Origin of the sequence: Chryseobacterium sp. AG363 (genome assembly GCF_003610675.1) — a bacterium.
GTDB classification, from domain to species: domain Bacteria; phylum Bacteroidota; class Bacteroidia; order Flavobacteriales; family Weeksellaceae; genus Chryseobacterium; species Chryseobacterium cucumeris.
Map to the genome: position 1 here is coordinate 33,028 of NZ_RAQF01000005.1, position 26,152 is coordinate 59,179.

Annotated in this window: 20 protein-coding genes and 7 tRNA genes; 14 read left to right on the top strand and 13 right to left on the bottom strand. The window is 36.0% G+C overall.

Translation table 11 applies throughout. The annotated features are described in order from the left end of the window. Nucleotides 1-24: 24 nt before the first annotated feature. The 4 genes from DEU39_RS18585 to DEU39_RS18600 form a co-directional block, all read right to left on the bottom strand. Nucleotides 25-98 (bottom strand) — tRNA-Arg (locus DEU39_RS18585). 12 nt (nucleotides 99-110) lie between these two features. Continuing rightward, nucleotides 111-185, bottom strand: a tRNA-Pro gene (locus tag DEU39_RS18590). Between the two features lie 244 nt (nucleotides 186-429). Beyond that, nucleotides 430-503, bottom strand: a tRNA-Arg gene (locus tag DEU39_RS18595). A gap of 12 nt (nucleotides 504-515) precedes the next feature. After that, nucleotides 516-590, bottom strand: a tRNA-Pro gene (locus DEU39_RS18600). A gap of 232 nt (nucleotides 591-822) precedes the next feature. Between DEU39_RS18600 and DEU39_RS18605 the strand changes: the two genes are divergently transcribed. The 8 genes from DEU39_RS18605 to DEU39_RS18640 all read left to right on the top strand — a co-directional run bounded on the left by DEU39_RS18605 (nucleotide 823) and on the right by DEU39_RS18640 (nucleotide 5,642). After that, a complete protein-coding gene (locus DEU39_RS18605; RefSeq protein WP_228436841.1) occupies nucleotides 823-1,368 on the top strand; it encodes a hypothetical protein in 546 nt (181 codons plus the stop codon). 95 nt (nucleotides 1,369-1,463) lie between these two features. Continuing rightward, a complete protein-coding gene (locus DEU39_RS18610; RefSeq protein ID WP_147367619.1) occupies nucleotides 1,464-1,907 on the top strand; it encodes a hypothetical protein in 444 nt (147 codons plus the stop codon). A gap of 33 nt (nucleotides 1,908-1,940) precedes the next feature. Then, nucleotides 1,941-2,276, top strand: a complete 336-nt coding sequence (locus tag DEU39_RS18615) for a hypothetical protein (RefSeq protein WP_120232954.1) — start codon at nucleotides 1,941-1,943, stop codon at nucleotides 2,274-2,276. Nucleotides 2,277-2,323: 47 nt separating this feature from the next. Continuing rightward, nucleotides 2,324-2,962, top strand: a complete 639-nt coding sequence (locus tag DEU39_RS18620) for a hypothetical protein (RefSeq protein ID WP_147367620.1) — start codon at nucleotides 2,324-2,326, stop codon at nucleotides 2,960-2,962. A gap of 93 nt (nucleotides 2,963-3,055) precedes the next feature. Beyond that, a complete protein-coding gene (locus tag DEU39_RS18625) occupies nucleotides 3,056-3,403 on the top strand; it encodes a hypothetical protein (protein WP_120232956.1) in 348 nt (115 codons plus the stop codon). Nucleotides 3,404-3,519: 116 nt separating this feature from the next. Further along, entirely contained in the window at nucleotides 3,520-4,263 is a 744-nt protein-coding gene (locus DEU39_RS18630; RefSeq protein WP_120232957.1) for a hypothetical protein, read from the top strand. Nucleotides 4,264-4,388: 125 nt separating this feature from the next. Next, on the top strand, nucleotides 4,389-4,991 hold the full coding sequence (locus DEU39_RS18635; protein ID WP_120232958.1) for a hypothetical protein: 603 nt from the start codon (nucleotides 4,389-4,391) through the stop codon (nucleotides 4,989-4,991). A gap of 126 nt (nucleotides 4,992-5,117) precedes the next feature. Then, nucleotides 5,118-5,642 (top strand): thermonuclease family protein, encoded by a 525-nt coding sequence (locus tag DEU39_RS18640; protein ID WP_120232959.1) that lies wholly within the window; start codon nucleotides 5,118-5,120, stop codon nucleotides 5,640-5,642. A 154-nt stretch (nucleotides 5,643-5,796) separates the two neighbouring features. Here the strand turns inward: DEU39_RS18640 and DEU39_RS18645 are convergent, their stop codons facing one another. The 3 genes from DEU39_RS18645 to DEU39_RS18655 all read right to left on the bottom strand — a co-directional run bounded on the left by DEU39_RS18645 (nucleotide 5,797) and on the right by DEU39_RS18655 (nucleotide 14,492). Then, complete coding sequence (locus tag DEU39_RS18645) at nucleotides 5,797-8,883, bottom strand: T9SS type B sorting domain-containing protein (RefSeq protein WP_120232960.1); 3,087 nt, start codon at nucleotides 8,881-8,883, stop codon at nucleotides 5,797-5,799. 91 nt (nucleotides 8,884-8,974) lie between these two features. Continuing rightward, nucleotides 8,975-12,121, bottom strand: a complete 3,147-nt coding sequence (locus tag DEU39_RS18650; protein WP_228436843.1) for a T9SS type B sorting domain-containing protein — start codon at nucleotides 12,119-12,121, stop codon at nucleotides 8,975-8,977. A gap of 79 nt (nucleotides 12,122-12,200) precedes the next feature. Beyond that, nucleotides 12,201-14,492: a fibronectin type III domain-containing protein gene (locus DEU39_RS18655; RefSeq protein WP_120232961.1), complete on the bottom strand. Its 2,292-nt coding sequence runs from the start codon at nucleotides 14,490-14,492 to the stop codon at nucleotides 12,201-12,203. 386 nt (nucleotides 14,493-14,878) lie between these two features. Here DEU39_RS18655 and DEU39_RS18660 point away from each other — a divergent pair, with 386 nt between their 5' ends. Beyond that, entirely contained in the window at nucleotides 14,879-16,522 is a 1,644-nt protein-coding gene (locus DEU39_RS18660; RefSeq protein ID WP_120232962.1) for a helix-turn-helix domain-containing protein, read from the top strand. Further along, a complete protein-coding gene (locus tag DEU39_RS18665) occupies nucleotides 16,522-17,655 on the top strand; it encodes a hypothetical protein (RefSeq protein ID WP_120232963.1) in 1,134 nt (377 codons plus the stop codon). The genes DEU39_RS18660 and DEU39_RS18665 overlap by 1 nt, the downstream gene beginning before the upstream one ends. A gap of 121 nt (nucleotides 17,656-17,776) precedes the next feature. Here the strand turns inward: DEU39_RS18665 and DEU39_RS18670 are convergent. The 3 genes from DEU39_RS18670 to DEU39_RS18680 form a co-directional block, all read right to left on the bottom strand. Continuing rightward, nucleotides 17,777-17,850, bottom strand: a tRNA-Arg gene (locus tag DEU39_RS18670). Between the two features lie 42 nt (nucleotides 17,851-17,892). Beyond that, nucleotides 17,893-17,967: transfer RNA gene (locus DEU39_RS18675), tRNA-Pro, on the bottom strand. A gap of 15 nt (nucleotides 17,968-17,982) precedes the next feature. Next, nucleotides 17,983-18,067, bottom strand: a tRNA-Ser gene (locus DEU39_RS18680). A 135-nt stretch (nucleotides 18,068-18,202) separates the two neighbouring features. On the opposite strand from DEU39_RS18680, the gene DEU39_RS18685 reads away from it, so the two are divergent. The 4 genes from DEU39_RS18685 (at nucleotide 18,203) to DEU39_RS18700 (ending at nucleotide 22,807) form a co-directional block, all read left to right on the top strand. Then, complete coding sequence (locus tag DEU39_RS18685; protein ID WP_120232964.1) at nucleotides 18,203-19,228, top strand: N-acetylmuramoyl-L-alanine amidase; 1,026 nt, start codon at nucleotides 18,203-18,205, stop codon at nucleotides 19,226-19,228. A 72-nt stretch (nucleotides 19,229-19,300) separates the two neighbouring features. After that, the gene (gene aspA / locus DEU39_RS18690) at nucleotides 19,301-20,701 is read left to right on the top strand and encodes an aspartate ammonia-lyase (RefSeq protein ID WP_062676437.1); all 1,401 of its coding nucleotides are present in this window, start codon (nucleotides 19,301-19,303) and stop codon (nucleotides 20,699-20,701) included. A 91-nt stretch (nucleotides 20,702-20,792) separates the two neighbouring features. Continuing rightward, nucleotides 20,793-21,647, top strand: a complete 855-nt coding sequence (locus tag DEU39_RS18695) for a glycosyltransferase family 2 protein (RefSeq protein WP_120232965.1) — start codon at nucleotides 20,793-20,795, stop codon at nucleotides 21,645-21,647. Between the two features lie 119 nt (nucleotides 21,648-21,766). Beyond that, nucleotides 21,767-22,807 (top strand): hypothetical protein, encoded by a 1,041-nt coding sequence (locus DEU39_RS18700; protein ID WP_120232966.1) that lies wholly within the window; start codon nucleotides 21,767-21,769, stop codon nucleotides 22,805-22,807. Nucleotides 22,808-22,845: 38 nt separating this feature from the next. Here DEU39_RS18700 and DEU39_RS18705 read toward each other — a convergent pair whose 3' ends face one another. The 3 genes from DEU39_RS18705 to DEU39_RS18715 form a co-directional block, all read right to left on the bottom strand. Beyond that, a complete protein-coding gene (locus DEU39_RS18705; protein WP_062676434.1) occupies nucleotides 22,846-24,345 on the bottom strand; it encodes a lipopolysaccharide biosynthesis protein in 1,500 nt (499 codons plus the stop codon). An 8-nt stretch (nucleotides 24,346-24,353) separates the two neighbouring features. Continuing rightward, entirely contained in the window at nucleotides 24,354-25,148 is a 795-nt protein-coding gene (locus DEU39_RS18710) for an FkbM family methyltransferase (protein ID WP_062676433.1), read from the bottom strand. Between the two features lie 267 nt (nucleotides 25,149-25,415). Continuing rightward, the gene (locus DEU39_RS18715; protein WP_062676432.1) at nucleotides 25,416-26,081 is read right to left on the bottom strand and encodes a DUF2461 domain-containing protein; all 666 of its coding nucleotides are present in this window, start codon (nucleotides 26,079-26,081) and stop codon (nucleotides 25,416-25,418) included. Nucleotides 26,082-26,152 lie beyond the last annotated feature (71 nt).

A 26,152-nucleotide genomic window follows, 5' to 3' on the forward strand; every position in this document is an offset into this window, starting at 1 on the left:
TACTGTTTCCAGTAAGTCTTTAAGTGAGCGCGAAAGGATTCGAACCTTTGACCGTCTGCTTAGAAGGCAGATGCTCTATCCAGCTGAGCTACGCACCCTAAATTTATAAGTCGGGGCGGCAGGATTCGAACCTGCGACCTCCTGGTCCCAAACCAGGCGCGATGACCGGACTACGCTACGCCCCGAAGGATCATCAGTAACGATTTTTACTTCGTTTTTGCGGTTGCAAAGGTACAATACTTTTTGGAATAAAAAAATAAAATTAGAGATAATTTTTAATTATTTTTTCGTGAACGCTCTTTGATTCGTTGTACCTGTTTAATAATCATATTCTTATATTATTTTTATTATTCCTCACTAAAATGGAGAACTTTTATCAGGGCCTGAGCAAAAACAAAAAAGACTCACTGTTTCCAGTAAGTCTTTAAGTGAGCGCGAAAGGATTCGAACCTTTGACCGTCTGCTTAGAAGGCAGATGCTCTATCCAGCTGAGCTACGCACCCTAAATTTATAAGTCGGGGCGGCAGGATTCGAACCTGCGACCTCCTGGTCCCAAACCAGGCGCGATGACCGGACTACGCTACGCCCCGAAGGATCATCGATAACGAATTTTACATCGTTTTTAGGGCTGCAAAGTTGCAATTCTTTTTGGAATAAAAAAAGAAAATGAGGTATAATTTTTAATTAATTTTTTATGAACTCTTTTTTATTACCTTTACCCTATTAATAACCATTGATTTAGCCCTCTTAAAAATGATGAAAGAATTTTCTTTTTTTTTGTTCACATTAAACATTATTACCCCAAAATATAGAAAAATAACCTTGAAAACAGAAGTTCGTTTTCTTCTGTTCTGTTTTTTGATGATGCTGTATTCTTGCTGTAAGGATCATGAATTTGTTAATTACACTATTGCTAATGCATCACTGAGTTTACCCAAATCAATGAGCATTAAAAAAGAAAGGGCCGAAGATTCTCAGATATACAGCATTAATGCTGGAAATAGGCATGTTGGCTATATTTACTATGGTGATTATAAACCTTTTGAGGAAAATTCTTTTTTCATTACAGATGATAAAGAATTATATGGAAAATATAAAAACAGAGAGTTAAAAGCTTATTTTTCTGATAATTCTGATAGAGATTACAGAAACGGAATTTATAATGTTAATTATTATTACTATGATACAATCAATAAGCACAGAACTCAGATTATGATGCCGAAAAAAATGGATAAAGGACTTATTGGGATTCATTTTGACAGTGTAGATATTCATCAAAATAAAATGGCAATAATTATCAATGATTTAAGTGAAGAGAATAAAGAATTATTTTTAAAAGTTTTTAAAACTATTAAATTCAATCCGTAAATACCCAATATGCAAAGTTTACTATCGTGATGAATTTTTTTATCAATTATATTACCCACCAGAGATAGTACATGAAGGTTGGATTTGATAAAATCATGAAAATTGATCAGCCCGGTTTACCATTACGAAAAATAAATAAAATAGAAGTGACCATTATTCAATTACATATACTTGACTGGTATGATGATATTATAACATCATGGGTTTCACTGGAAAATGATTCCTATATTTTTACTTGTGTTCAGAAGGATTTTACAGATGGAGAGAAAACATATTATGGTGTAAAAACAGATGAAAAATCATCTAAAGAGATGCAGAATATCATAGGGAAAAAGACTTTTACTAAAAGGGATTGGAGTACCATAAATCGTATTTTTGAAGAGAATAACAAAAGTGATAATGTATTTTTATTGAGAACATTATCATTATCCGTGGGTTTGGATATTACTTTTAGTAAAGTGAGAAATTCAGATATCAGAACGATTATGCTTCCTGTTGATATTTCAACACTATATACTTGTCAGGATAGAGATTTGTAGAAAGCAGGCAGTTACTGACTAAAACAAGAATTAATGAAAGATATATTTGAATTTAAAATTGTAATTCATGAAGATATGCCGGAGAATCTGGTAGACCGTTTCATTGCTTTTATTGAAGGTTGTTCAGTATATTGGGGTGGTGGCTGTTCTGATAATCAGATCAATGGAGGATTATATACTGATGAGAATATAATAATTAATATCAATGATTTTGTGAAAGAATTTGTTGAATTTTTTTTACACCTGGAAATTACGATCCAGAAAATTGAGATTGATATAGAAGATTTTTATTTTTATCGTTTTGATCATGATTTTTTTATTGAAAATTATTCTTCTCTACCTGTCAATATTGGCTGTTGGAAATTATAATTATTCCGGCGAAAACTGAAATATCTCCAAAAAAGCATAAGTGTTTTATGAAGAAATATAGAGATACCCATCATTATTACCTTTCCAATTTTTTTAAACACAGTGAATTGAACTATGATAGCTTGTGGTTGTTTTATAACTATGAAGACGGAATCCAAATGGAAACTTTTTTTCCTGATCAGAAGGTTTATTCTTTTTTGTGGGAGTATGCGGATACAGATATTTTAATAAAAATTGATGAGTGGAAAAGAGCTTTCAGAAGAAATGCTATTGAGATAGTGCAAGAAGCTAAGTTGCATATCCGAAACTATTTGTCACAAGAGCGAAAAGTATATCTGGATTGCCTGGAAACCAGTCTTGTAACGGCAGATGGAAAATTTAAAGACCTGACTGCATATGATATAGGACAACGTTTTGTTCAGATTGTAGCCGATGAAAATATCTCCTTTACTGATATTGATTTAAGTTTTCTGGAAGTAACAGATACAGCAGATAAATTTCGAGCGTTGATCAGGATTCTGGATACTGATGGTATTCAGGCGCTCATCTTAAATGGTTACCATCATCGGGGAGAATTACTTAAAGTTTGCATTGTGAAGAAGGGAGAAACCGGCTTAATAACAAAGGAAGTATTGTCCTTACCTATTTTTGAAAACACCTATGTGGCGATTCCATTTAATTGGTAAAACTACAATTCTGCTGATGTTGGTATTTTTGATATTGCTTTTAACCTTATGATTGGTTTTTTTGAATTTTAATTGTTTTTTTAATTAGGAAAAATGAATAGAAATAAGAGTTTTGTAATCCTGTTGGTTATTATTGCTATAGTATTCCTATACAAACGGATATTTTCTTCAAAAAATGAAGGCAGTTTTATTGATGAAATTAGAGAAAAGGATATAAAATCAATAGTTAGAAAAAAGTATATGAATCATGATAATCACAATATACCATTTCTGGTGTATGGCCATCAAGATAGTATTGTAGTTTACAGAGATTGGTGGGATAAAGTTGTGGTTGGAGACTCGATAATAAAACCAAAAGGATCTTTAGAAGTGATTATAAAAAATTCTGATAAAATTGAAAAACTGGATTATGAAAATCAATTTAGTTTAGAGGGGCAATAACTTAATATATTTGGTTTTTCCCTAATATCAACAAACTTATACAAACTTACAGACTTTGCCGGATAAGATCATAGAAGTAAAGTCCGTTTATGAATAGAATAATTTAGTAAATAAAAATGGAGATATTCTTAAATAATATTAAAATAGATTATCTAGATCTTACTAGAGATGAGAAAATTGTTAATGATAAATTATTACTGAAAGTTAAGCCTGAAGCTAAATCCATTATTTTAGATGAATTAGAAAAGCCTGAAATCAAACTAACTGTAAAAATTTACAATAAAGCAGGTAAAAAAGGAATATTATATAAAACCCGATTTATCATAGACTATGTTTTAACTGAAGAAGACTATAATGAGCCAGATGGAATTGTTCTTTATGGAACTATGATTAATAAAATGAGTATTACGGGAAGTGGATATGATCAATATCTCATGAAAATTTTTTACGATTGGTTCAATCATTCAGAATTTAACTGGCGGAAGACTGAGAACAGTGAACTTAAAAACTCTTATCTCCAGGCTTGTTTTATTTGGAATAACGGCCTTTATAAAATGAGTAAAGAGAATAACATCATGAAAATGGATGGAGATCTTGTTAAAGACAACAAAGATTTTTTCTGTTATTTAGGTGAATTGTTCTTTGGAAAAAAAGGTTTTATTGGAAGTGGGTTGGATTCACTTCATGATCATACTATAGACGTAAGTAAGAATAATAATATGAAAGATTTTCATCTATATATCAATTCTGCACAAGCAATAGAAGATGCCTTAGGAGTTAATTATTTTGCAACATCTCTGGAGCTCTTAAAAAGAACAGGTCTTAATATTTACATAGATCATTTAGTCTTTCAGGATTAATTGCTTCAATTATAGTAGTTTTCCCTCTTTGAGAAAAACAATAAGGGAAATATCCATGTGTATCTAAAGTATGCTCAAGCAGTTTACTTGTACGTTGCAGATAAAAATAATAAACAAAGTAAGTGATGAAAAAAATATTCATTGTTATAGTTTTTTTGCTATTTAATGTGATCATTTGGGGACAAACTCCTGTCGGAAATACCAAATATGAAAAGTTAAAGACATTTTTAAAAAAAGATAGTTTGGCATTTCAACAGTTTTTAATGGCTAAAAAATGTTTTTGCAGAGAGAATTTTTTGACTCTTAATGAGCGTAGGGCTGTAAAAAAAACTAATCATTCTACTAAAGACTTAAATGAATTATTTCAAGTTTTAAAAAATGGAGGATATTTATTCTTCGCAGCAATTGATGCTCAAAAAATAGCCTCTTTTTTTAGTAATAAACTGATTGATGAATATGTTTCAAGTAGTGGACGTATCAGCGATGATGGTAATAGAATTGATAATAAAGATATACTATGCGAAACCATTTCTTCACAAACTAAATATAATTACAGTCAATACATTAGTTTCATTAACAATTTAGACAATTATATATTACCGCTAAATAAAGGGACTACCTTTCTTAAAGAAGATACATACTTGGATGAATTGTACTACTATTATCCCGGTAAAAAAGAACGCTGGTATAATTTTAACGATGTTCATAAAGTATTGGATGTTGAATAGTTCGCTCCGCAAAGTCTCCCGACTTTGAGGCAAAAAAAATGAAATAACTTAATTCAATATAAAAAACCTCGCAAAACGCGAGGTTTTTGTAATTAAACAAGACTTTCTAATCCCTATATTTGCTCCATGAAACGACTAATGCTGCTGTACGTACTTTTCCCTTTATTTCTATTCTCACAGACTACCGGAAAAGTGATCAAAATTTCAGACGGAGATACCATTACTTTACTCTTAAAAGGAAATCAACAAAAGAAAATTAGACTTGCCGAAGTTGATTGTCCGGAAAGCGGGCAGGCATTTGGAAAAAATGCGAAACAGTTTACTTCTGCTCAGGTATTCGGGAAAACGGTAAACTTTGTTGAAACAACTACAGATCGTTATGGAAGATCCATTGCGAAAGTATATTATGATGACGGGAAATATCTTTCCAAAGAGCTTATCAAAGCAGGATTAGGATGGTGGTATTTTTCCTACTCAAAAGATGCGTCTCTGGGCAAAATTCAGGAAACTGCAAAGCTTAAAAAAATGGGACTTTGGCAGGATAGTAATGCTCTTGCTCCCTGGGACTACCGTAAAATGAAACGTGAGCTTAGAAATAATAAGAAAATCGAAGCGGCAAAGAACGGTACAAAAATAAAAGGAGCTGCATAATATTCTGACGGAAGCTTGAAGATAGGAGAGGGTGTTAATAATTAAACGCCAGTATATATCTAAGGATAGAAGAAAAACAGAAACTGTCTCATTTTTTTGAGACAGTTTCTTTAAACAAAAAGTATTACAATCCTGATTAGGCTTTGTATTTGAATTAATTCCTATTTTTGACCATGATCCATCCTGTATAGGAAATGAGCTTTTGGGTATCCGGATCTGTCCATTTTATTTCATACCAATAAGTACCACTGCTCACTGGAGTACCACCGATGGTGCCATCCCATTTTAAGTTATTATTTTTATCGGATGAATGAATAAGCTGTCCGTATCGGTTGAAAATACCAAACTTCAGATCTTTCAAAAATCCAAGCTCTGAATAATCCAGACTATCATTGATGCCGTCACTGTTTGGTGTAATTGCATTGATGAGATTTGGAACCAGGATCTGAGTCTCCACAGGACGGCAATTATTGGAATCTTTTACGTAAAAAATATTTTTACCTCTCGGAAGACCTGTAAATATATTAGAATCCTGCCATATCATTCCATCCCTTGAATATTGATAAGGCGGTGTACCGCCTTCCACAGTAAGGGTAACTGTATTTCCTGTAGTTTCTATCTTTTTAATTTTTGGAACAGGAACAGATAGTACTTTTACAAACTGTTTCGTTTCGCATCCATTGGAAGTCAGGATTACCCAATAATTACCTATGGAAGCGGTGATAGATGGAGTAGTTGCTCCTGTGTTCCATAAATAAGAGGTATAGCCCGGCCCGGCATCCAATGTAACGCGTGCATCCGGACATATGTACTGATCCACCAGAAGAGCAGAAGGCTTGGGTGGAATCACAGTTAAAGTAATTGGGGCAAAATCAAAACAACCATTGCCAGTAATTACCTTTACATATACTGTTGTATTTGAAGAAATATAAGCGGTAGGAGTAGTTATTTCATTCGTCCCGTTTGTGGCATCCGTTAAAGTAGGATAATACTTTTTTGTCACAGGAGCAGTGCTTGTAACAAGGGCTGTGGTTAAATCGAAAGTTCCAGTATTAGGATTGCCTGGAACAAAGCATCCGTTGAGGGTTGCATTCTGCACATTAGGAGCAGGATAAAACTGAAGGGTAATTTTAGCATTGGCCGTACAGCCTTCCACTGTAGTTACTTTTACGAATACTGTCGCAGGAGCGACTGATGGATATGCATTGGCAGGAATAATTTCATTGGTTCCTGCATTTAAGTCAGCCATGGTAGGATAATATTTTCGGATGGCATTGGTTGGTCCTCCTACAGCAGCTGTAGTAAGATTGAAAATACCTGTTCCGTTGGTCTCGCAGGTTTTTACAGTCGTATCCGTTAAAATCAGAGGCTGTACTGTTATATTGACTTTTACCTGTTCACAATCTATAAAATCCGGGTCGTTTCCACAGAATTTATAAGTGAAAGTATCGGTGCTTGTTCCAGTATTGGCTGTATAAGTAAGAATTCCTGTTGAAGGATTTACTGTTAAAGTCCCGTTCACCGGAGCAGCAATGATCTGTACTGTTCCCGGGACCGGAGTCTGTGTAGAGTTGGAGAATGTAGGAGTGATGGCGGTAGGAGTACCGGCGCTGCAGACATTCATTGATTTTACAGTATTGACAAGGCAGGTGTATACTTTGTAGGGATATGTTGTGAGAGGATTACAGGTGCTTTTAGTAATTGATACGGTATAATTTCCTGCTTGGGTAGGAGTATAGGTATTATTGTTCGCACCCTGAATAGGAGTGCCGTTAAGATTCCATTGATAATGGTCAAAACCGCTTTCCACTTCTAACACAATTCCCGGAATACATTCTCCGGCGGATTTGCTGATTACCGGAATGGAATTGAAACCTGCAAAATATCCTCCGTAGCCAAGATTTCCACTACCTCCAATAATCCCGGCTGTAACGGCTTTGGTAGAAGTTACTGTTATATTTCCAGTGATATTGGGAATTGAGTATGAAACCCAGTTTGGAGTTCCGGTGACAGGAAATGGCCCTTCTGCTGCGGTGGGAGTTACGCCGTTTACTGCGACTCCGGCCCCGGTTTGGGTAAGAATATTAAGCTTTACAGAAAGAGGCGGATTGAATGTGGTATAATAAGGAAGTTCTCCTATTTTTCCTATTTCATCAATAACAGTAGGCAGAAAACAGTTAAGAGGCGGTATATAATTAAAACCTTCCGTAGCATCATTGTCTGCAATACCTGATAATAATTGATAGACATAAACATTCTTTGATGCTTTGATATACATATTATGATGAGAAGGCCCATTGAGTACATAATTCATTGCACTTACTCTGTAATATTGCCCTTCATTGAGTGTTATTACAGGTGTAGGGTTGTTGTTAAGCCTAATTTCTGTATTGTTCTCTGTCGCAACAATAATGGCTCCTTCAATTTCAGGAAGGAGATTTCCCATTCCTTTAATGAGAACAAACTCCTGTCCTAAACGTTCAACCGGAACAGACTGATCCATGATAATATCCTCCCCGTTATAAGGAGGTGTCATTCCAAACTGACCATGATAATTTCCATTGGTAACAGATACAGGTTTTGTAGATTCTATTTTAGCTCCGATAAAACCATCTTTATTTCCGGGTTTATTGGCGTAGCCTGCAAAAATATAAGACTGTCCTTTATTCAGAGTGATTGTAATACTGGGATGGGTAAGTCCGTTAAAATTATTGTAGAACCACGTTGTCATACCATATCCTGAAACTTTGATCTGGGTATTGTCTTCAGTTGCCAGGATACCACAGGAAAAATTTTGTGAAGACTGGTTATTCATCAATGGAGCATATACTGCATAGAATTTATTACCAATACCGGCTTTTCCCTTGGACGTCAGAATTTCTCCATGATTAACTTCCGAAAACCTGTAGGTGGCAAAAAAAGGAAGGTCTCCATGAAGATAAAGCCCTCTTGTTTTTACACTCATTGCATCGGTTGTATTTTGTCCTATCATCAGATTCATCGGGACATCAAATGTCTGCGGATTTCCTTTGCTGATAGTCACTGTTCCTATTACAGTGTTATTATTATAAATACTGACAGGAAACGGTGTTGTATTGTCTGTAGAAAGATATAATGCCTGTTTGGGTGAACCATTCGAAGAACTCGCCACCATAGGAGCAAACCAATGCTCTGTATCCCTTTGTGCAAAAACAGATGATGATACAAATAGTAATATAAAGATAAATAAGATCCTTTTCATAAGCTTTAAGGAAGATTAGATTAAATGAGGCAGACAGCTTTTCATGAAAGCCAGCTTTGTTACAGTTGATTGGTTGTTTTTAGATTAATCTTTAATTTTTCAGTAAGATCCATCCTGTGTATTTGATGATGGTGTCTTTCAGGGTGGGTTCTTTCCAGGTGATTACATACCAGTAAGTTCCGGTGAACAGTTTTTTATTATTGAACCTGCCGTCCCAAGTATAATTGTTAAAACGTGTACCAGTAAAAACATTGTTTCCATATCTGTCATGTACCGTAAAGGATAACTCTTTCTTGTAAGCAAATTCTGCGTAAGAAATACTATCATTTACATTATCTCCATTAGGTGTAATGGCATTGATGATGTTCATCACTGTCAGTTCTACCTGTATCGGCTCGCAGTTGTAAGAATCCTTTACATAAAACTTATTCTGACCATTAGGCAGGCCTGTAAACACATTTGAATTTTGCCAGTTAATCCCATCAATGGAATATAAGTAGGGTAGATTTCCTCCTATTACAGTAAGTGTTGCCTTATTATTGTCGAAATCAATTTGCCTGATAACAACGTCAGGTGCTTTTTTTACAGAAACATTCTGCTTTGTAAAACAGTTGTCATGTCCTAAAATCACCCAGTAATTTCCTACTCCTACATTAGAAATAGAAGAAGTTGTATCTCCTGTGCTCCATTCATAAGACTCATAGCCGGATCCTGCATCCAGTGTTGTTGTAGCATTAAAACATATGAATTGATCTTTAAGCAATGGGGAAGGATGAGGCAGTGTGACGGTAAGAGTTACTGTCGCAATAGTGTAACATCCTGTAGCATTGATAATTTTAATGTATACCGTTCCGCCGGAGGAAATGTAAACACTGGGGTTCAGGATAGCATTGATACCTGCTCCAGCATCCTGTAGTGTTTTATAATATTCTTTTGTAATACCTGTTTCGCTGGTAACAGATGCCTGGGTGAGATCAAAGCTTCCTTTATCCGGAGCGGAAGCAATATAACATGACGTTAAAGATGTATTCCGAACCTGCGGGGAAGGATTAAACAGGAGACTGATCTTTGCCTGGGCAGAACACCCTTCAAGGGTTGTTACTTTTACATAAATGTCTTTAGGAACAGATGATACATAAGCATTGGCTGGAATAATTTCATTAGTACCGGCAGCTAGATCTGCGGCGGTGGGATAATATTTCTTACTACTTCCCGATGGTCCTCCCACATTGGCAGAAGTGAGATCAAAAAGTCCGCTTCCGTTATTGCTGCATGCTTTAATGGAGGTATTCGTTACTGTGACTGTTTGGACAGTGATATTGACTTTTACTTCTTCGCAATCTGTAAATTCAGGAACATTGCCGCAGAATTTGTAGGTGAAAGTATCTGCAGCTCCGGTAGTGGCTGTATAAGTAAGTATTCCTGTTGTAGGGTTTACTGTGAGTGTACCATTGGCAGGCGGACTGATGATTTGTACCGTTCCCGGAACCGGAGTTTGGGATGAATTCGTAAATGAAGGCGTTATGTTTACCGGGGTTCCTGTTGAACACACCGTTAATGCTTTTGTGGTATGAGCTAGACATGAAAATGCCTTATAAACCGGTGTTGTGACAGAGGGACAGCTTCCACCCACAGATACGGTAACGGTGTAATTTCCCGGTTGAGTAGGAGTATATGTGTTGGTATTCGCTCCCGGAATAGCATTTCCGTTAAAATTCCATTGATAAGTTGTATAGCTATCATCTACTTCCAGTGACATTCCCGGAATACAGGTTCCGTTTTTCTTGGCAATAACAGGGATAGAAGAAAATCCGGCAAAATAACCACCGTAGCCTACATTTCCTTCACCGGCAGCAATACCAGCCGTCACAGCTTTAGTAGATTCTACGGTAATATTACCTGTAACATTCGGTACAGAATAAGTAACCCAATTAGTATTTCCGGTTACGGGGAACGGTCCTTGGGCGGGAGGTAAAGGTATTCCGTTAACAGTTACTGTAGCTCCTGTCTCAGTGATGATATTGAGTTTTACTGCAGGAGTGATAGCAGTATAATAAGGTAATACATTGATCATACCTATTTCATCAATCTTCTTAGGAAGAAAACAGTTGAGAGGAGGAATATAATTAGCCCCGATGGTAATTTCAACAAATGATGTTGCTGTTCCAGCCATCAATTGATAAACATAGGCTTTTTTGGTAGTCCGGATGTGCATGTTATAATGTCCGGTACTATTTTGATTCATATAAGAAGAAGAGCCGATCCGATAGAACTGCCCTTCATTAAGAGTGGCAATCGGATTCACATCATCATTGAGATATACCTGTGTATTATTCTCTGTAGCGGTTACTATAGCACCCTCTACATTTGATGCAATCGGAGCCATGCCCTTAACAAGGACAAAATCATCCCCTAAACGTTCTACCGGTATCGACTGGTCCATTAAAATATCACCGCCATTATTGGAGTTAACAATCTGACCGTTGAAATTTCCGTTAGTAACAGTTACAGGTTTATTAGACTCAATTTTAGCTCCAATAAAACCGCTTTGATTTCCTGTCTGGTTTCCTGTACCTTCTATAATATACGACTGCCCTTTTTGTAAGGTAAAAGTCATTGAAGGCGTATTGGTACCAGTAGTCCCATTGGAGAATTGAACGGAAGCTCCATAATTAGATACTGTTACCATTGTATTATCTTCAGTAGCAAGTACTCCACAGGTGAAATTGTTATTGGAAGAAGCTGTAGCAATAGGCCCATAAGCAACATAAAATTTGTTTCCAATACCAGCTTTTCCTTTGGACGTAAGGATTTCTCCATGATTTTTTGTAGAGAATCTGAAAGTACAGAAAAAAGGTTTTTCTCCTTTAACATAAATGCCTCGTCCGGTTACCTTAAAAACTTCTGATTGTGACCCCGTAATCATTTTATCCATAGGAATGTCAAAAGATTGGGGATTGCCTTTGCTGATTGTTACATTTCCAATGGCTGTATTATTGTTATAGATTGTGACGGGAAATGGAGTTGTAGAATCTGTCGATAAAAATAAAGCCTGTTTATTGGAATCATTAAGTCTGGACATCATTGGGGCAAACCAATGTTCCGTATCTCTCTGGGAAAAAAGCATATTGCTTCCAAATGATAAAATGAGCACTGCAAAAAGAAGCTTTCTGAGCAATAAAAGCCAGTGCTTTCCTGTTTCGGAAGCAGGCTTATAAACGAAGTAAAAATCTTTCATTGAATAAGTTTAAGGAGGATAAAAACTGTCATAAAAGCGATGGACAAGTTTCCACCGCTTTTGATGACAGAGACAACATTTATTTCTTTATAGCTTTTACGGTGTGGGAAGTACCGTCTTTCATGATCATTTTTATTAAATATATTCCTGATGCCAGATCTTTTAATGAAATTGTATGGTCAGGATTCCTGATCTCAGTGACGGATTTACCCGAAGCATCATATATCATAACGGATTGCATGTTTTTATGGTCAGTCATCATAATTACATCAGTGAAAGGATTAGGGGAAATGCTTGCTTTTGATTTCACTATGTTGTCCTGTACATTCATCGTTTGTGTGGGAGCCCATGAAACATTATCCCAGTAATACAATGCATTCCCTGAGGTTGCATATGTATCCCGGATAGCCAGTCTTGCCCCTGCCGGAACGGTATTAGGAATGACAATAGTGTACTCACTTCCTGTAGCTGGAGTATACGAGGTATTGGTAATATTCAATTGCTGGATCAATGTAAAAGTAGAAGCATCAGTAGGATTGGTCATATATCCCACCTCTAATTTTCCTGTATTCACACTGCAATAAGCATTCAGCTTCAGAGAATGAGTTCCTGCATTGATGTTGGTAAACTCAGGTAATACAGCAATGGATATATCTCCTGCAGAAATACTGCGTTGTAAAATATGTTTCGTTCCGGATAGAGCACCATTTCCATTAATATTTAAGCTTGCTATTCCTGTCACAATTCTTCCCCAGCATGGAGCATTGGTTAATAATCCCGTAGCATAAGAATCAAAATTTTCTGAAAGTGTTGCAACTGGTGCACAAAGAGTCTGTACCGATGCTATATTGCTCCATAGACTCTGATCTGAAGCACTGCATCTTGATCTTATCCATATATAATAGGTTGTTGCAGAGTTTAATCCCTGGATAGTATAAGGATTAGCTGTTACCCCTGTTATATTAGGTACGGTAGATGAGGTTGGCGCGGTGTTGTTGGTACTGTAATAAATGTCGTACCCCATTGCTGGTGTTGGTGAAGGAGCTGTCCATGCTATATTCGCTGTTGCGCTGGTTACATTGGATAAAACGATATTTGTTGGAGTAAAGCACGTTGGTTTAGGCTCCCAATATACATTATCCCAGTAAATATTTACAGAAGGAACACCTCCATGTCTTATGGCCAGCCTTGCATTGGCAGGAATGGTATTGGGAATTACAACACTATATTCAAATCCATCGAAAACAGTATTACTGATATTCACAGATTGGATATTCACAAAAGAAGAAGCATCCGTATCATTGGTTACGTAACCAATATCTAATACACCGGCAGTACTGCTTACTTTTGCTTTAAATCTTAACCAGTGGGTTCCCGCATTTACATTACTGAACATCGGAAGTACAGCAATTACTGTGTTAGCTGCACCATTGGCACTCTGATACATCGCTTTGCTACTGTTCACACCACTACCGGAACCAATTGTCTGGTATCCTGATCCTAAAATAATTCTATCCCAGCAGTCAGCATTATTAGGCCCGTTTACTGCACTTTCGAAGTCTTCAAACATTGAAGTTTTAGCATCGCACTTGGTTTTAAATATCCCCCTTAAAGACCATGCACTTTTATTAGATGTACCGCAAACTGATCTTACATAATAATAGTAAGTTGTAAAAGGTGAAAGTCCGCTGATGGGTGCTGAGATTGTATTACTGGTCCCTGATATTGGCGTAGAGGCATCCGGAATAGTGGTGGAAGAAGTATAATAATATTCATAGCTTCCCGGTGCTGTTGCAGGAGCACTCCAGGAAATCATTGCAGAATTGTTGGTTATATTGGAAGAAGTAAGTGTTGAAGGAACAAAACAGGTTGGTGAAGCATCGATCTTCAAACTGAAATCTACAAAATTTCCATAATTGTTAGGCCCGCATGGGGTTACAGGGTTCGGGAATGAAGTGCCGCTCTGTACCCTGATTCTATATATTCCAACGGCCTGAGAAGGTGGAATAAAAAACAGATCATCCACAACTGAATAGCTTGAAGGTCCTAGTGGATTTTCATAAAAATCATCAAAATCTCCATCATTATTCCAGTCGATCCAGACATAAGACTTTACTCCCGATCCTGCAAAATCCAGATGAACGTTCACTGTCCCTCCAGGATATGAAGATATTGTTTGGCTGGAAGAATTGTCAACATAAGCCTGATATGAAGATGCTGTATAGTATAAAGCTCCCTGATCAGAAAATATGGCATTCTTTAAATAGTTAGACTGGCTGGAAGTGCCGGCTGTAGGAACACAGTAGGTCTGTGCATTCAGTTGAAGAACTGAAAATAGGAAAATCATCCATAATAAGTAGTGTTTTCTCATTTTATTTCTATTTTTAAGGGTTAGATGTACCGGCTTTATCGTCAGATTTTGGGCGGTATACTTAATTGTGCAGTGTATTTTTTTTACTTCTTTTTTCTACATCAGTAAATATTGATTCATTGAATTATATCTTAAAAATCATATCTTAGATGATTAGAAGATTATCTTTAATTTTTTATAATGATAATGCTTAATAAGTATGATGGCTTCATTGAAATTTGAGAATAAGTCTAATATTTTGAATCAACTTAAAGGTTTGAACAATATTAGCGTTATATTTGCCCTTCGTCAAGGAATACGCTTGCATAATTCGTTGAATTTACAAGAATTTGAAAAATAAAATACTGTAAATCAGTAATTTGTATTTGAGTGTTTTAAAAGGAGTAATGATAGAAATATCAGATAAAAACAGTGGGGAAATGATCCTTATGTTCAAAAAAATACTGAAAAGTAATATAGCAATATTGTTTTTCATTCTGTGGTGCCCGGTTTTTATAAAGGGGCAGGCGATTCCGGATTTCAGTATTTTAACCGACAAAGCTTTTCAGAAATTATATCAGAATCCCGAAGAGTGTATCAGCTATTCACAGAGCCTTCTGATCAGTGATAAAAATGTGGAGCATAAAGTCATTCTGCGGAACATTATTTCCCAGGCTTATGCCCTTCAGGGAAACTATGTGCAGTCTGTAAGTATTTCCAATCAGAAAGAAGATGATGATAAAAAAGGAAGTCTTTCCCATTTTATTCAGTTGTTTGATGATTATAATCTGGCTGATCAGTATCAGAACTTAGGGTTGTACGGACAGTCGAAGAAAATCATTGCAGATATTTTAAAGGATTCAGAATTGTTAAAAACCAATAATCCCAAAGAACGGATGGTGCTTGCAAAACTATTCCAGCTTCAGGCTATAAATGCAGGGATTGTGAGGAACTATAATTCTGCTTTACAGAATATAGATAAAAGTAACTCCTACCTGAACAGTCATAACGCAGAAAACATGATTATCAAATGGGAAAATATCATTTTCCGGTCTACATTTCTGATGCGGCAGAACAGGCTGGGAGAATCAAAGAAATTACTTGATGATGTTATTCAGGACGTTGAAAAATATGAAAATAATGCCTTTATCTCTGCATTTGCCTATGAAAGTATGTCCCGATATTATTTTTTAAAAGGAGATTACAACGAAGCTGTAAAACAATTGGAAAAAGGATTTGCTCAAATTGAAAATCTTCCTTATAATGATCTGAAAATCATATTTTATGAATTGTTTGCACGGAGCTATCTGGCCCTCAATAATGATGAGAAATACTATTATTACAATAATTTATACACCGATTTAAAAGCAAAACTGGATTCCAATAAAAAGGAAGGAATACAATATGTTGTGAAATTGCTTGAAACCTACCATCACAAAAACCTTGAATTCCAGGAACAGAAGAAAGAAAAGCAGCTTAAAACTGCCGGTATTGCTATCTTGATTCTTATTGCGGGAATGGTTGCTTATCTCCTGAGCGAATCATCAAGAAGTAGACACCTCAAAAAACAGCTTGATTTCTTTGAAAAACTGAAAATAAAAGAAGAGCCTTCAGCTGTAGAGGTTGGCGGGCCGAGAGAAGATCCTGTAAAAGAAAATAAAAATCAGGAAAAGGATCCTTCTAAAATCTCAAAAGAAAAAGAAGATGAAATTTTACAGAAGCTTAAAGACTGGGAAAAATCTGACGGCTATCTGAATAAAAACATGTCACTGGCTATTCTTTCCGCACAGACGGGGATAAATACTAAATATCTATCTGAAGTCATCAATAACAATAAAGGAAAGAACTTTAACGGCTACATTAATGAGCTGAGAATTGATCATATTGCGCGTCTTTTGAAAACAGATCCTGCTTATCTTAATTATAAAGTAAGCTATCTGGCAGAATACGCAGGATTTTCATCTCATGGTGCATTTACGAACGTATTCAAATCTATTACAGGAATGTCTCCCAATACCTACATCCAGGAAATTATAAAAAATAAAAACTGATGAAATTCTTGATCCATATTGTTTTGATGATTCTTCTGCTTTTTCAGACAACTCTTGCCGGACAGAAAATTTCTGATGATTCTCTGATGAAGATTGCCAATCTGGAAATTTATAATAATCCGGACAATGCTATAAACATTGGAAAGAAACTGCTCCGAAAAGAAAGAGACCTCAATAAATCCATTAAAATATATCTGATTCTATCTACTGCAGGAATTGCCAAGAGAAACTTTGACGAATCTCTGCAATATATTCTGAAAGCAAGAGAACTGGTTCAGAAAACCAATGATCCTAAGATCCAAACCAGTTTTTTAATTGCAGCAGCTGTGCAGTACCAACAGATGGAACTTTTCAGCAAAAGCCTTGAAACATTGGACGAAGCTGACGAATATTTGGTAAAACTGCCTGAAGATTCCTATCTGAAAAATTTTGAAACAGCCAGAAGCTTTGCCCTGCGCGGAATGATCTATAAAAGCCAGTCGAATCCGGAAATCGCTCTTCAGGAGTTTTTAATCGCGATCAGAAACTTTGAAAAAATAAAAGAGAAAAAAGAGAAAACCTATTTCAACCAGAGTATCATTTATTACAATATTGGTCATTGTTATCTCAATCTTAACCAGCCGGACAATGCCGGAACGGCTTTTATGAAATCTATGAATCTTGCAGGTATGATCAAGGCAAAAAGTCTTGAAGCGTTTGCTTTAAAAGGCCTTGCAGAGATGAACAAGCAAAAACATCAGAATCAGGAAGCACTGAAACTGTTAATAAAAGCTGAAAACTTAGGTAAGGAAGCAGGTGATCTGTCCCTCAATGAAGGGATTTATAAAGAAATGGCGGATAATTATCTGGCGATGGGAAATCCTAATCTTTATCAGGTCTACAGCAGAAAATACTTTGAAACAAAATTTAAGAGAGAGCAGAGCGAACTAAGCTCCATCAATCACGCTATTGATGTCCACAATATGGAAACTCAAAAGAAAAGTAAAAAGCTAGCCACCCGATATAATTATTTTATGGCTGGCATGATAATTCTTGGACTTTTTATACTGAGTATCTTTTTCTATTTTGTTATGAAAATCAGAAAGCAGAATAAGAAATATCATGACGAAATTAAACAGCTTATCAGGGATTAAATAGAAGTTTTTCAGTTTTAAATTAAGAGTACGATTTCTCTGTGATATTGTTTGATTGTAAAATAAGATCTGTAGCCTTCTAAAAACAAAAGACCTCACAATAAAAATTGTGAGGTCTTTGTGAGCGCGAAAGGATTCGAACCTTTGACCGTCTGCTTAGAAGGCAGATGCTCTATCCAGCTGAGCTACGCACCCTTAGAAGTTGATTCTCGCTTAGTAAATAAGCACATTAAAAAGTCGGGGCGGCAGGATTCGAACCTGCGACCTCCTGGTCCCAAACCAGGCGCGATGACCGGACTACGCTACGCCCCGAATATATAAGAAGAGCGGAGGGTAAGGGATTCGAACCCTTGCGACACTTTCGCGTCGACAGTTTAGCAAACTGCTCCGTTAACCACTCCGGCAACCCTCCTTTTTGTTTATTTTTTAATGATCGTTGTTCCGTTATTGCGAGTGCAAATATAGAACAGATTTCTTTATTTACCAAATAAAATTCAAGAAATTTTTGTGTATTTTTGAGGTAATAAATCATTCAAAAACCAAACTGATGCGTAAAACATTATATATCATCGGATTAAGCACTTTTGTTTTTTCATGTACTTCCCAACAAAATGTGAAAAAAAATACTTACAAACCGAAAACCCCAATAACACAGGCGAAACCGACGGTTCAAACAACTCCTCCGGTGGCTTCAAAACCAAAAGTTGTATCTGATCATGGAGTAGACTTTTTTACTACTAATATAGCAGACCCAACAAAAAATGATAATACGGCAAGTTATGGTTCTATTGTATCTGCGAAACCAGCCGGATATAAAGTGGTGAAAACTTATTTCCCTGCGGTAGCCCAGAATTTCAGACAACGTTATCTTATATTACATTATACAGCACTTCCGGACGATAAATCTCTTACCGTTCTTACCCAACAGGCGGTGAGTGCCCATTATCTGGTAAATAATACAGGAGATAACGAGATCTATCAATTGGTGGATGAAAATAAGCGAGCCTATCATGCAGGAGTAAGCGCGTGGAGAAATGACAAAAATCTCAACGATAATTCTATCGGTATTGAAATTGTAAATACAGGGTATACCACGGATGCTACCGGGAAAAGAACCTTTGCTCCTTTTAGCGATGACCAGGTGAAAAAAGTAGCGGCTTTGGTTAAAGATATTGTGACGAGATATCAGATCCAGCCTACGAATGTATTGGCACATGCCGATATTGCACCTACAAGAAAACAGGATCCGGGACCAATGTTTCCATGGAAAAAGCTTTATGATGAGTACCAGATTGGAATGTGGTATGATGAAGCGGCTAAACAGACTTATCTTGAGGCAGCACAGGCTGATATTACAGCAAGATATAATGATTCCAGCTTTATTTTCCTTATTCAGACGTCATTGCAGAAATTCGGATATGCACTTGATCTTAGCGGAAAATGGGATGATGCTACGAAGAAAACAATTGAAGCATTCCAATATCATTTCCGTCCACAGAATTATGACGGAATTATGGATGGAGAAACATGGGCAATACTCCAGGCTTTAAATCAAAAATATCCAACAAAATAATTCAAATTAAAACGCATCGGTTAGATGCGTTTTTGCTATCTTTAAACGATCAAAAACAGTAAAATATCTGTAATGGAAAATTTCAGAAAAGAAAGTGATTTATTAGGCGAACTGAATGTGCCTTTAGATGCTTATTATGGGGTTCAGACACAAAGAGCTATTAACAATTTCAAAATTTCAGGGCAGCTTTTGTCTTCATATCCGGACTTCATAAAAGGATTGGCTTTTGTAAAAAAAGCAGCAGCTAAAACCAATTATGAACTAGGACTTCTAGACGAAAACCTGTATTTTAAAATAGCAGAAGCATGTGATGAAATTGTAGAAGGGAAATATCATGAGCAGTTTCCGGTAGATATGATTCAGGGAGGTGCAGGAACTTCCATCAACATGAATGCGAATGAGGTGATCGCCAATATCGTGTTGGAAAAATTAGGAAAAAATAAAGGAGAATACGAATTCTGTTCACCCAATGACCATATCAACCTTTCTCAGTCTACCAACGATGCTTATCCTACAGCAATCAAAATGGGATTGCTTCAGATGAACATTGGGCTGGTAGAAAAACTGGAAAGAATTATCACGGCTTTCCGTGCAAAAGGACAGGAGTTTCATGATGTTATTAAAATGGGACGTACACAACTTCAGGATGCTGTTCCAATGACTTTGGGACAGGAATTTGAAGCATATGCTGCCACTTTAGAAGAGGATATCTCCAAACTGAATAACAACGCCAACCTATTTGTAGAAGTAAATATGGGAGCTACAGCTATCGGAACAGGCTTGAATGCTCCGGTAGGATATGCCACGCTTTGTGCTAAAAACTTAGCTCAGATTACAGGATTCCCGATTGTTTCAGCACCGGATTTAGTAGAAGCTACTCCTGACACGGGATCGTATGTAATTTATTCTTCAGCTACAAAGCGTCTTGCGGTGAAGTTATCCAAAATCTGTAACGACTTAAGATTACTTTCATCAGGTCCAAGAGCTGGTCTTTTTGAAATCAATCTTCCGCCAATGCAGCCAGGATCTTCTATAATGCCAGGGAAAGTAAATCCTGTAATTCCGGAAGTAGTCAACCAGGTTTGTTTCAAAGTATTTGGAAATGATCTTACCGTAACTTTTGCCGCAGAAGCAGGACAATTACAGCTGAATGTAATGGAACCGGTACTTTCACATGCCATCATGGAAAACATCAACTTCCTTTGCAATGCTTTGGATACGCTTCGTGACAAATGTGTGGTTGGAATTACTGCCAATAAAGAAGTTTGTCTGAATATGGTGAAACACAGCATCGGTATTGTTACAGCATTGAACCCTTACATCGGATACAAACAATCAACACAGATTGCAAAAGAAGCATTGGAAACAGGAAAGAGCGTATACAACCTTGTTTTGGAGAAGGGAATTCTTTCTCAGGAAAAACTGGATGAAATTCTTGATCCGAAAAACATGCTGAAACCGCATAACAAATAAAATTATCAACGATAAATGATCAATGATAATTGATGCCCTCAAAAGCTTCTCATCATTGATCATTTATTCATCATCATTTATACTATAATTTGTGAGGTTTTTAATCATAATTCCTGCCCATAACGAAGAAGACAACCTCCCATTTACTCTTAACTCTCTGCAACAGCAAAGCAGCAAAGATTTTAAAGTAGTGGTAGTGAATGACGGTTCTACAGACAGAACAGCTGAGGTCATCAGAAACTATACAGAAACTGATTCCCGTTTTGAAACAACCAACCTACAGAAATCTGAACATCAGCCAGGATCTAAAGTCGTTCACGCTTTTAAAAACGGACTTCAGACTCAAGCTATGGATGAATTTGATATCATCTGTAAATTTGATGCCGATATTATTCTTCCGGAAAATTATCTGGCGGAAGTAGCAACAGCTTTTATCAATCATCCTGAATATGGGCTTGTGGGAGGACTTTTGTATATCGAAAAGGATGGGAACTGGGTGTATGAAGGAAATTCCAATAAACATCACGTGAGGGGTCCTATGAAGGCTTATCGTAAAGAATGCTTTGTAGAGATTGGTGGTTTAAGGGAAACATTGGGCTGGGATAATATTGATTCCATACTGTTGGAAAATCATGGATGGAAAGAAGTTGTACTTCCGGAGCTCCATGTAAAGCTGATTAAAGTAAAAGGAGCCGATTACACCATACGTCCTGCTGATTATTACGGAAGATATTTTTATTTCTTGGGACTGAACAGGTTTCTGGCTTATATTGCCTCTTCAAAAGAAGCTATGAAAAGTAAATCTGTTTCATTTTTCTTTGATATTATTACATCTTATGAAAACTGCAGATCAAAGAAATTAGAACTGAAAATTACCAAAGAAGAACAGAAGGCCGTTAATGATCAACGTTGGAGAATGTTGAAAAAGAAATGGCTGAAAATGTAGAAGGTGATTTTTATACGTTGTAAATGTCCATCAATAGAAATGGGTTTTAACCGTTTAATCAAAAAAGTAAAGATTCCATTGGCTTTAGCCAAAATTTAAGATATAACTCCCGTTAAACTGTGAAAAAAATAGCTTACATAGAAATAGATACCCACGCAGAAATCGCCAAGGCTTTCATGGATATTATGGAAGGTTCTCAGGATTTTACGGTAGACTATTATTTTTCAAAAAGAATCAAAGATCAGGTAAGCCACCGCCATGAAGCTGTGTTTTTATCAGATAGTTCTATGATTCTGGATCAGTTAAAGGGAAAAGGATATGATCTTGTGATCATAGGTACTGTACACCGTTATTTTAATACATTTTTAGCAGTCACAAAAAGTTACAATACGGCAGTTATTTCCCATAATCTTAATTTCATAAAAGCTTCCAAGCTGGATCTGATGAAAAGTGTTTTCAAGGGAGACGTTATCTTCAGACTAAAATTGTGGTTGAAAGAAGGTTTGTTCTACAAAACCAAAGTGTATAATACTTCAAGAACTCTTTTCGTGCTGGATGAAGCTCTGATATCAGGCAGATATCATTATTTGCCACTATTTTACACAAGAGATTTTGATAAAGCAAAAAATGAAGACCTTATGGTGGTGATTCCTGGTGGTGTTTCGCAGAAAAGAAGAGATTATCATTCTATTTTCGAAACCATTCGGAAACTTAATCCGGATAAATCTTGCCAATTTGTTTTCCTTGGAAAAGCAACCGGACACGAGTTAAAACAACTTGAAAATCTGTCTGGAAAATTACCTGAAAATATTAAAATCACCTATTTTTCTGAAAGAGTTTCTTCAGAAGAATTTGAACAATGGATGCAAAAAGCAGATGTCCTATGGTGTCCGATTCAACAGGATACAGAATTTTTTGGTATGAAAGAAACGTATGGACTCACTAAAATGACAGGAAACCTTGGCGATGCCATAGCTTATGGAAAACTGGCTGTTTTTCCGGGAAAGTATCCTTCAAAACTGAATTTTATTATTCCTGAAAAAGAAAATATTCTCGAACAGTTAAAAACCGTTTCTGAAAATCCATTTGATTTTTATACAACATACAGCAGGAAAAAAGTTCAGAAAAAACTGGAGCAATTTCTCAAAGGCTTGCTATAAAAAGCTTTAGATTATTCTATTTTCTGTCTTAAAAGCAATTATTTTATCTTAAATACACTCTTAATAAATCTCATATTCAGGTAATCCTCAACAGGGAAAATCCTGGTGAAGTAATTTCCGACATAGATCAGTATCAAGACCACTGCAGGTTTGTATATCAGATTAAGCAGATTGCTGTTGAAGTTGGGAAGAACAATGGCTACTGTAATGGCTAAAGTACAGATAATAGAGACGAAAATCATTTCAATACTCAACGGCGAAACCTTAAATACAATATAATTGAAAACAATTTTCACAACATTGTAAATAGTAAGTGAAATAGCCGTAGATAAAGCAATTCCGATCAGCTTCAGATCCGTGTTTTTAATGAAATAATAATTCAAGCCGATAGTCAGTCCTGCCAGCAAAAGCATCACCAGAATATTGAATCTGTAATATTTTGAGAGTGAAATAATATTCCCGTTGAATCCGGTAGCAAGATCTATTAATACTGCAGAACCCCAGATCCAGACTACGGGTTCATATTCTCTGAGCATGGTTCCGTTCTTTGGCATAAATTGCGTCAGATAAGGAAATCCTACCATAATACAGGAGAATAAAACGGCACCAAGGAAATATAAGGTCAAGGATGTCTTCTTATGGAACCTGTCCAGTTCCACCATATCTCCGTCTGCCAGAGTTTTGTTGATGATAGGTGCTGAAATATTAAATAATCCAAGCTGGGGAATAGAAATTAACGAGATCAGAGCATACAGAACAGAATAAATTCCAACCTCTTCCATTCCCATAAATTCTCCGATCATAAAGCTGTTGATCGCCAGATAATTTCCAAAAGTTCCCAGGAATCCAAAGAAACTGTAATTGAAAAACTCTTTCCAGAAATTATTCTTTTTGAAATAATCGGTATTAAAATCCAGCTGAATTTTTTCCAGTTTGTTGGTGTAATAAATATATCCCAAAAGCATTAAAAAGAAAATTCCAAAAAAGAAAGCATATGCAATGATCTGTGACGTAGAAGCTGTAACATTCTGTGATAAAGCAAAGAAAAAAAGACAGAATGCTCCCAGGTTCGCTATTTTCGGAAACAGATTGTCGAAGATATTGGAAACTACAATTCTTTTGTAATTGGATGTGTATTTATTGAAAATAGCACAGAATGAAAGGATTAAAATCAATGGCAGAATCATTTCCTTGATCTTCCATGCTTCTGAATGTCTGAATTTCGGATAAAAATAGGGAAGTATAAAAAATACAGCCGTGAAAATAATAAAGTTGATAAAAACCGTCAGTAGTGACAGTGACAGCATATTCTGTTTTTTACCATCTTTTTCTACTTTGTGAAAAAATTTCACATTCGAATAAGAAATACCCAAAACAACAAAAGGGACCAGCATTTCAGCTGTAGGAAGAATGTAGCGTAGCTTTCCGTAAAATTCAAAATCATTCGGAAATATAAATATTGCGGAAACGGTGCCCAGCAAAAAACCAATATAACCGATAATGGAATATTTGAAGCCTTGTCTCGCTACTACACTCATAAGTTGTTTTAAATGTTTTTAGGTATAAAAATAATATTGTTGATGTACTGAGTTTTATTTTTTTCGTCGTTTGTATTTTGTGTTATAATATCTTCTGTAAGATTTTCAAGCGTAAAGCTGTTTCTGTTTAGATATCTGGCATCATATCCCCAGCTCATCACTTCGGATATTTCATTCCATATAGGAGTTTCATGGTGTCTTTGCTCCATTTCAACCATTAAGGTCGGCTTAAATTGCCTAATAGTTTCTCTCGCTCCGGAAAGAGTTTTTATTTCGTTTCCTTCAACATCTATTTTGATAAAATCAAGTCTGTTGAAATGTTCCAGTGCTGCCCATTCGTCAAGTTTAATAACTTTTACTTGTTCCGTATAGCTTTTCTCTTCTCCTTTTTCTTTGTAAGAAGTGTTTAAAGTACCACGGGAAGCAATAGTTTTACCATTAATGATGGGTACTTTGAATTCTGCAATCCTGTTTTCATCCGAAAGAGCAAGAGGGAGAATATGCATGTCAGAAAACAGTCTTTTCAGTCTTCTGTAAAGCTTTTTATTAGGTTCAAAACCATAAATATGCTCATGCTTCAATGTATTTTCCAGCTGATAAAGGAAAGTTCCCACATTGGCACCAATATCCAGTATCACAGCATTTTTAGGAAGGTATTCTTTGATCCATACCAATTCCGGTTCTACATTACGTTCCGAAAAGTTATTTTTATTAAGATTATTTAGAGCTTTAAAATATCTTTTTTTGTAGAAATTCGGGCTTATGTATTGTAGTTTCTCTGCAATTTTTTGGTATAAAGACATCTTTGGCTTTTTGGCGAACAGCAAAGATACGTAAAAATATAAAACTTTTCTTAAAAAATGTTAATTATAATGGCTTGATTTTCAGGATTGATTTCTTAAATTTGTTTTTGTAACCTGGGGAGTTTTACTATAATTTTGATTTGTCACAGAGACACCTGTATCCCCCTGAACATCTGATTATGACATTCTGTAGAAATAGAACTTCAACCAGAATGCACCCAATGATCTTTGAAAACGAGTGAGCGGTAGTTGAAAAAGTAAAACTATCTAGAGAAAAGGTGTATTTAGAAAATCATTGAAAGGTTTCATCAGTTTGAAAACTTTGGTCATGTTTTTTACAGCATTTTTGTCCAGCACTTCCTCATCTTTCAGAGAATATACTACAATAAAATTTTTAAGTTTGAGATATTCTCCCATAGGATCTTCTTTTTCAAAACCCTGAGGTATTTTCTTTAGTTTATCGTCCTGGTCAAGCTCGGGAAAATGTTTTTTGAAATCTTTATTATTGAGAATTTTTAGAAAATCGTCTCCATACAAAGAAATCTCTTTGCGGACTTCTTTCAGGACAGAAGATTCCGGCATGTAGATTCCTCCTGCTAAAAAGGACTTTCCAGGTTCCATGTGAAGATAATAACCTCCTTTCTGATTTCCTTTTCCCATCCCCAGAGAAGCTCCGAAATTGGTTTTATAAGGCGATTTGTCCTTTGAAAAGCGGGTATCTCTGTAAATTCTGAATAAGGCCTTTTTACTGTCTATTTTAGCAAGTTCTTCATCAAAACCAGACATCTCCTTAATCAGTTCATCAAGAAATGACACAACATTTTGCTGAGATTCTGTGTACAGGTTTTTATTTTCAGTAAACCATTCGCGGTTATTGTTTTTATTTAATTTGTTTAAAAAATCAAATGTTTTAGAAGAAATGCTTGCAGACATATTATGTGAGGTATTTTTAGTGTTGTTGCTAAGTCAGATTTGGGTAGGCTATTCAATCCCGAAATTTAGAA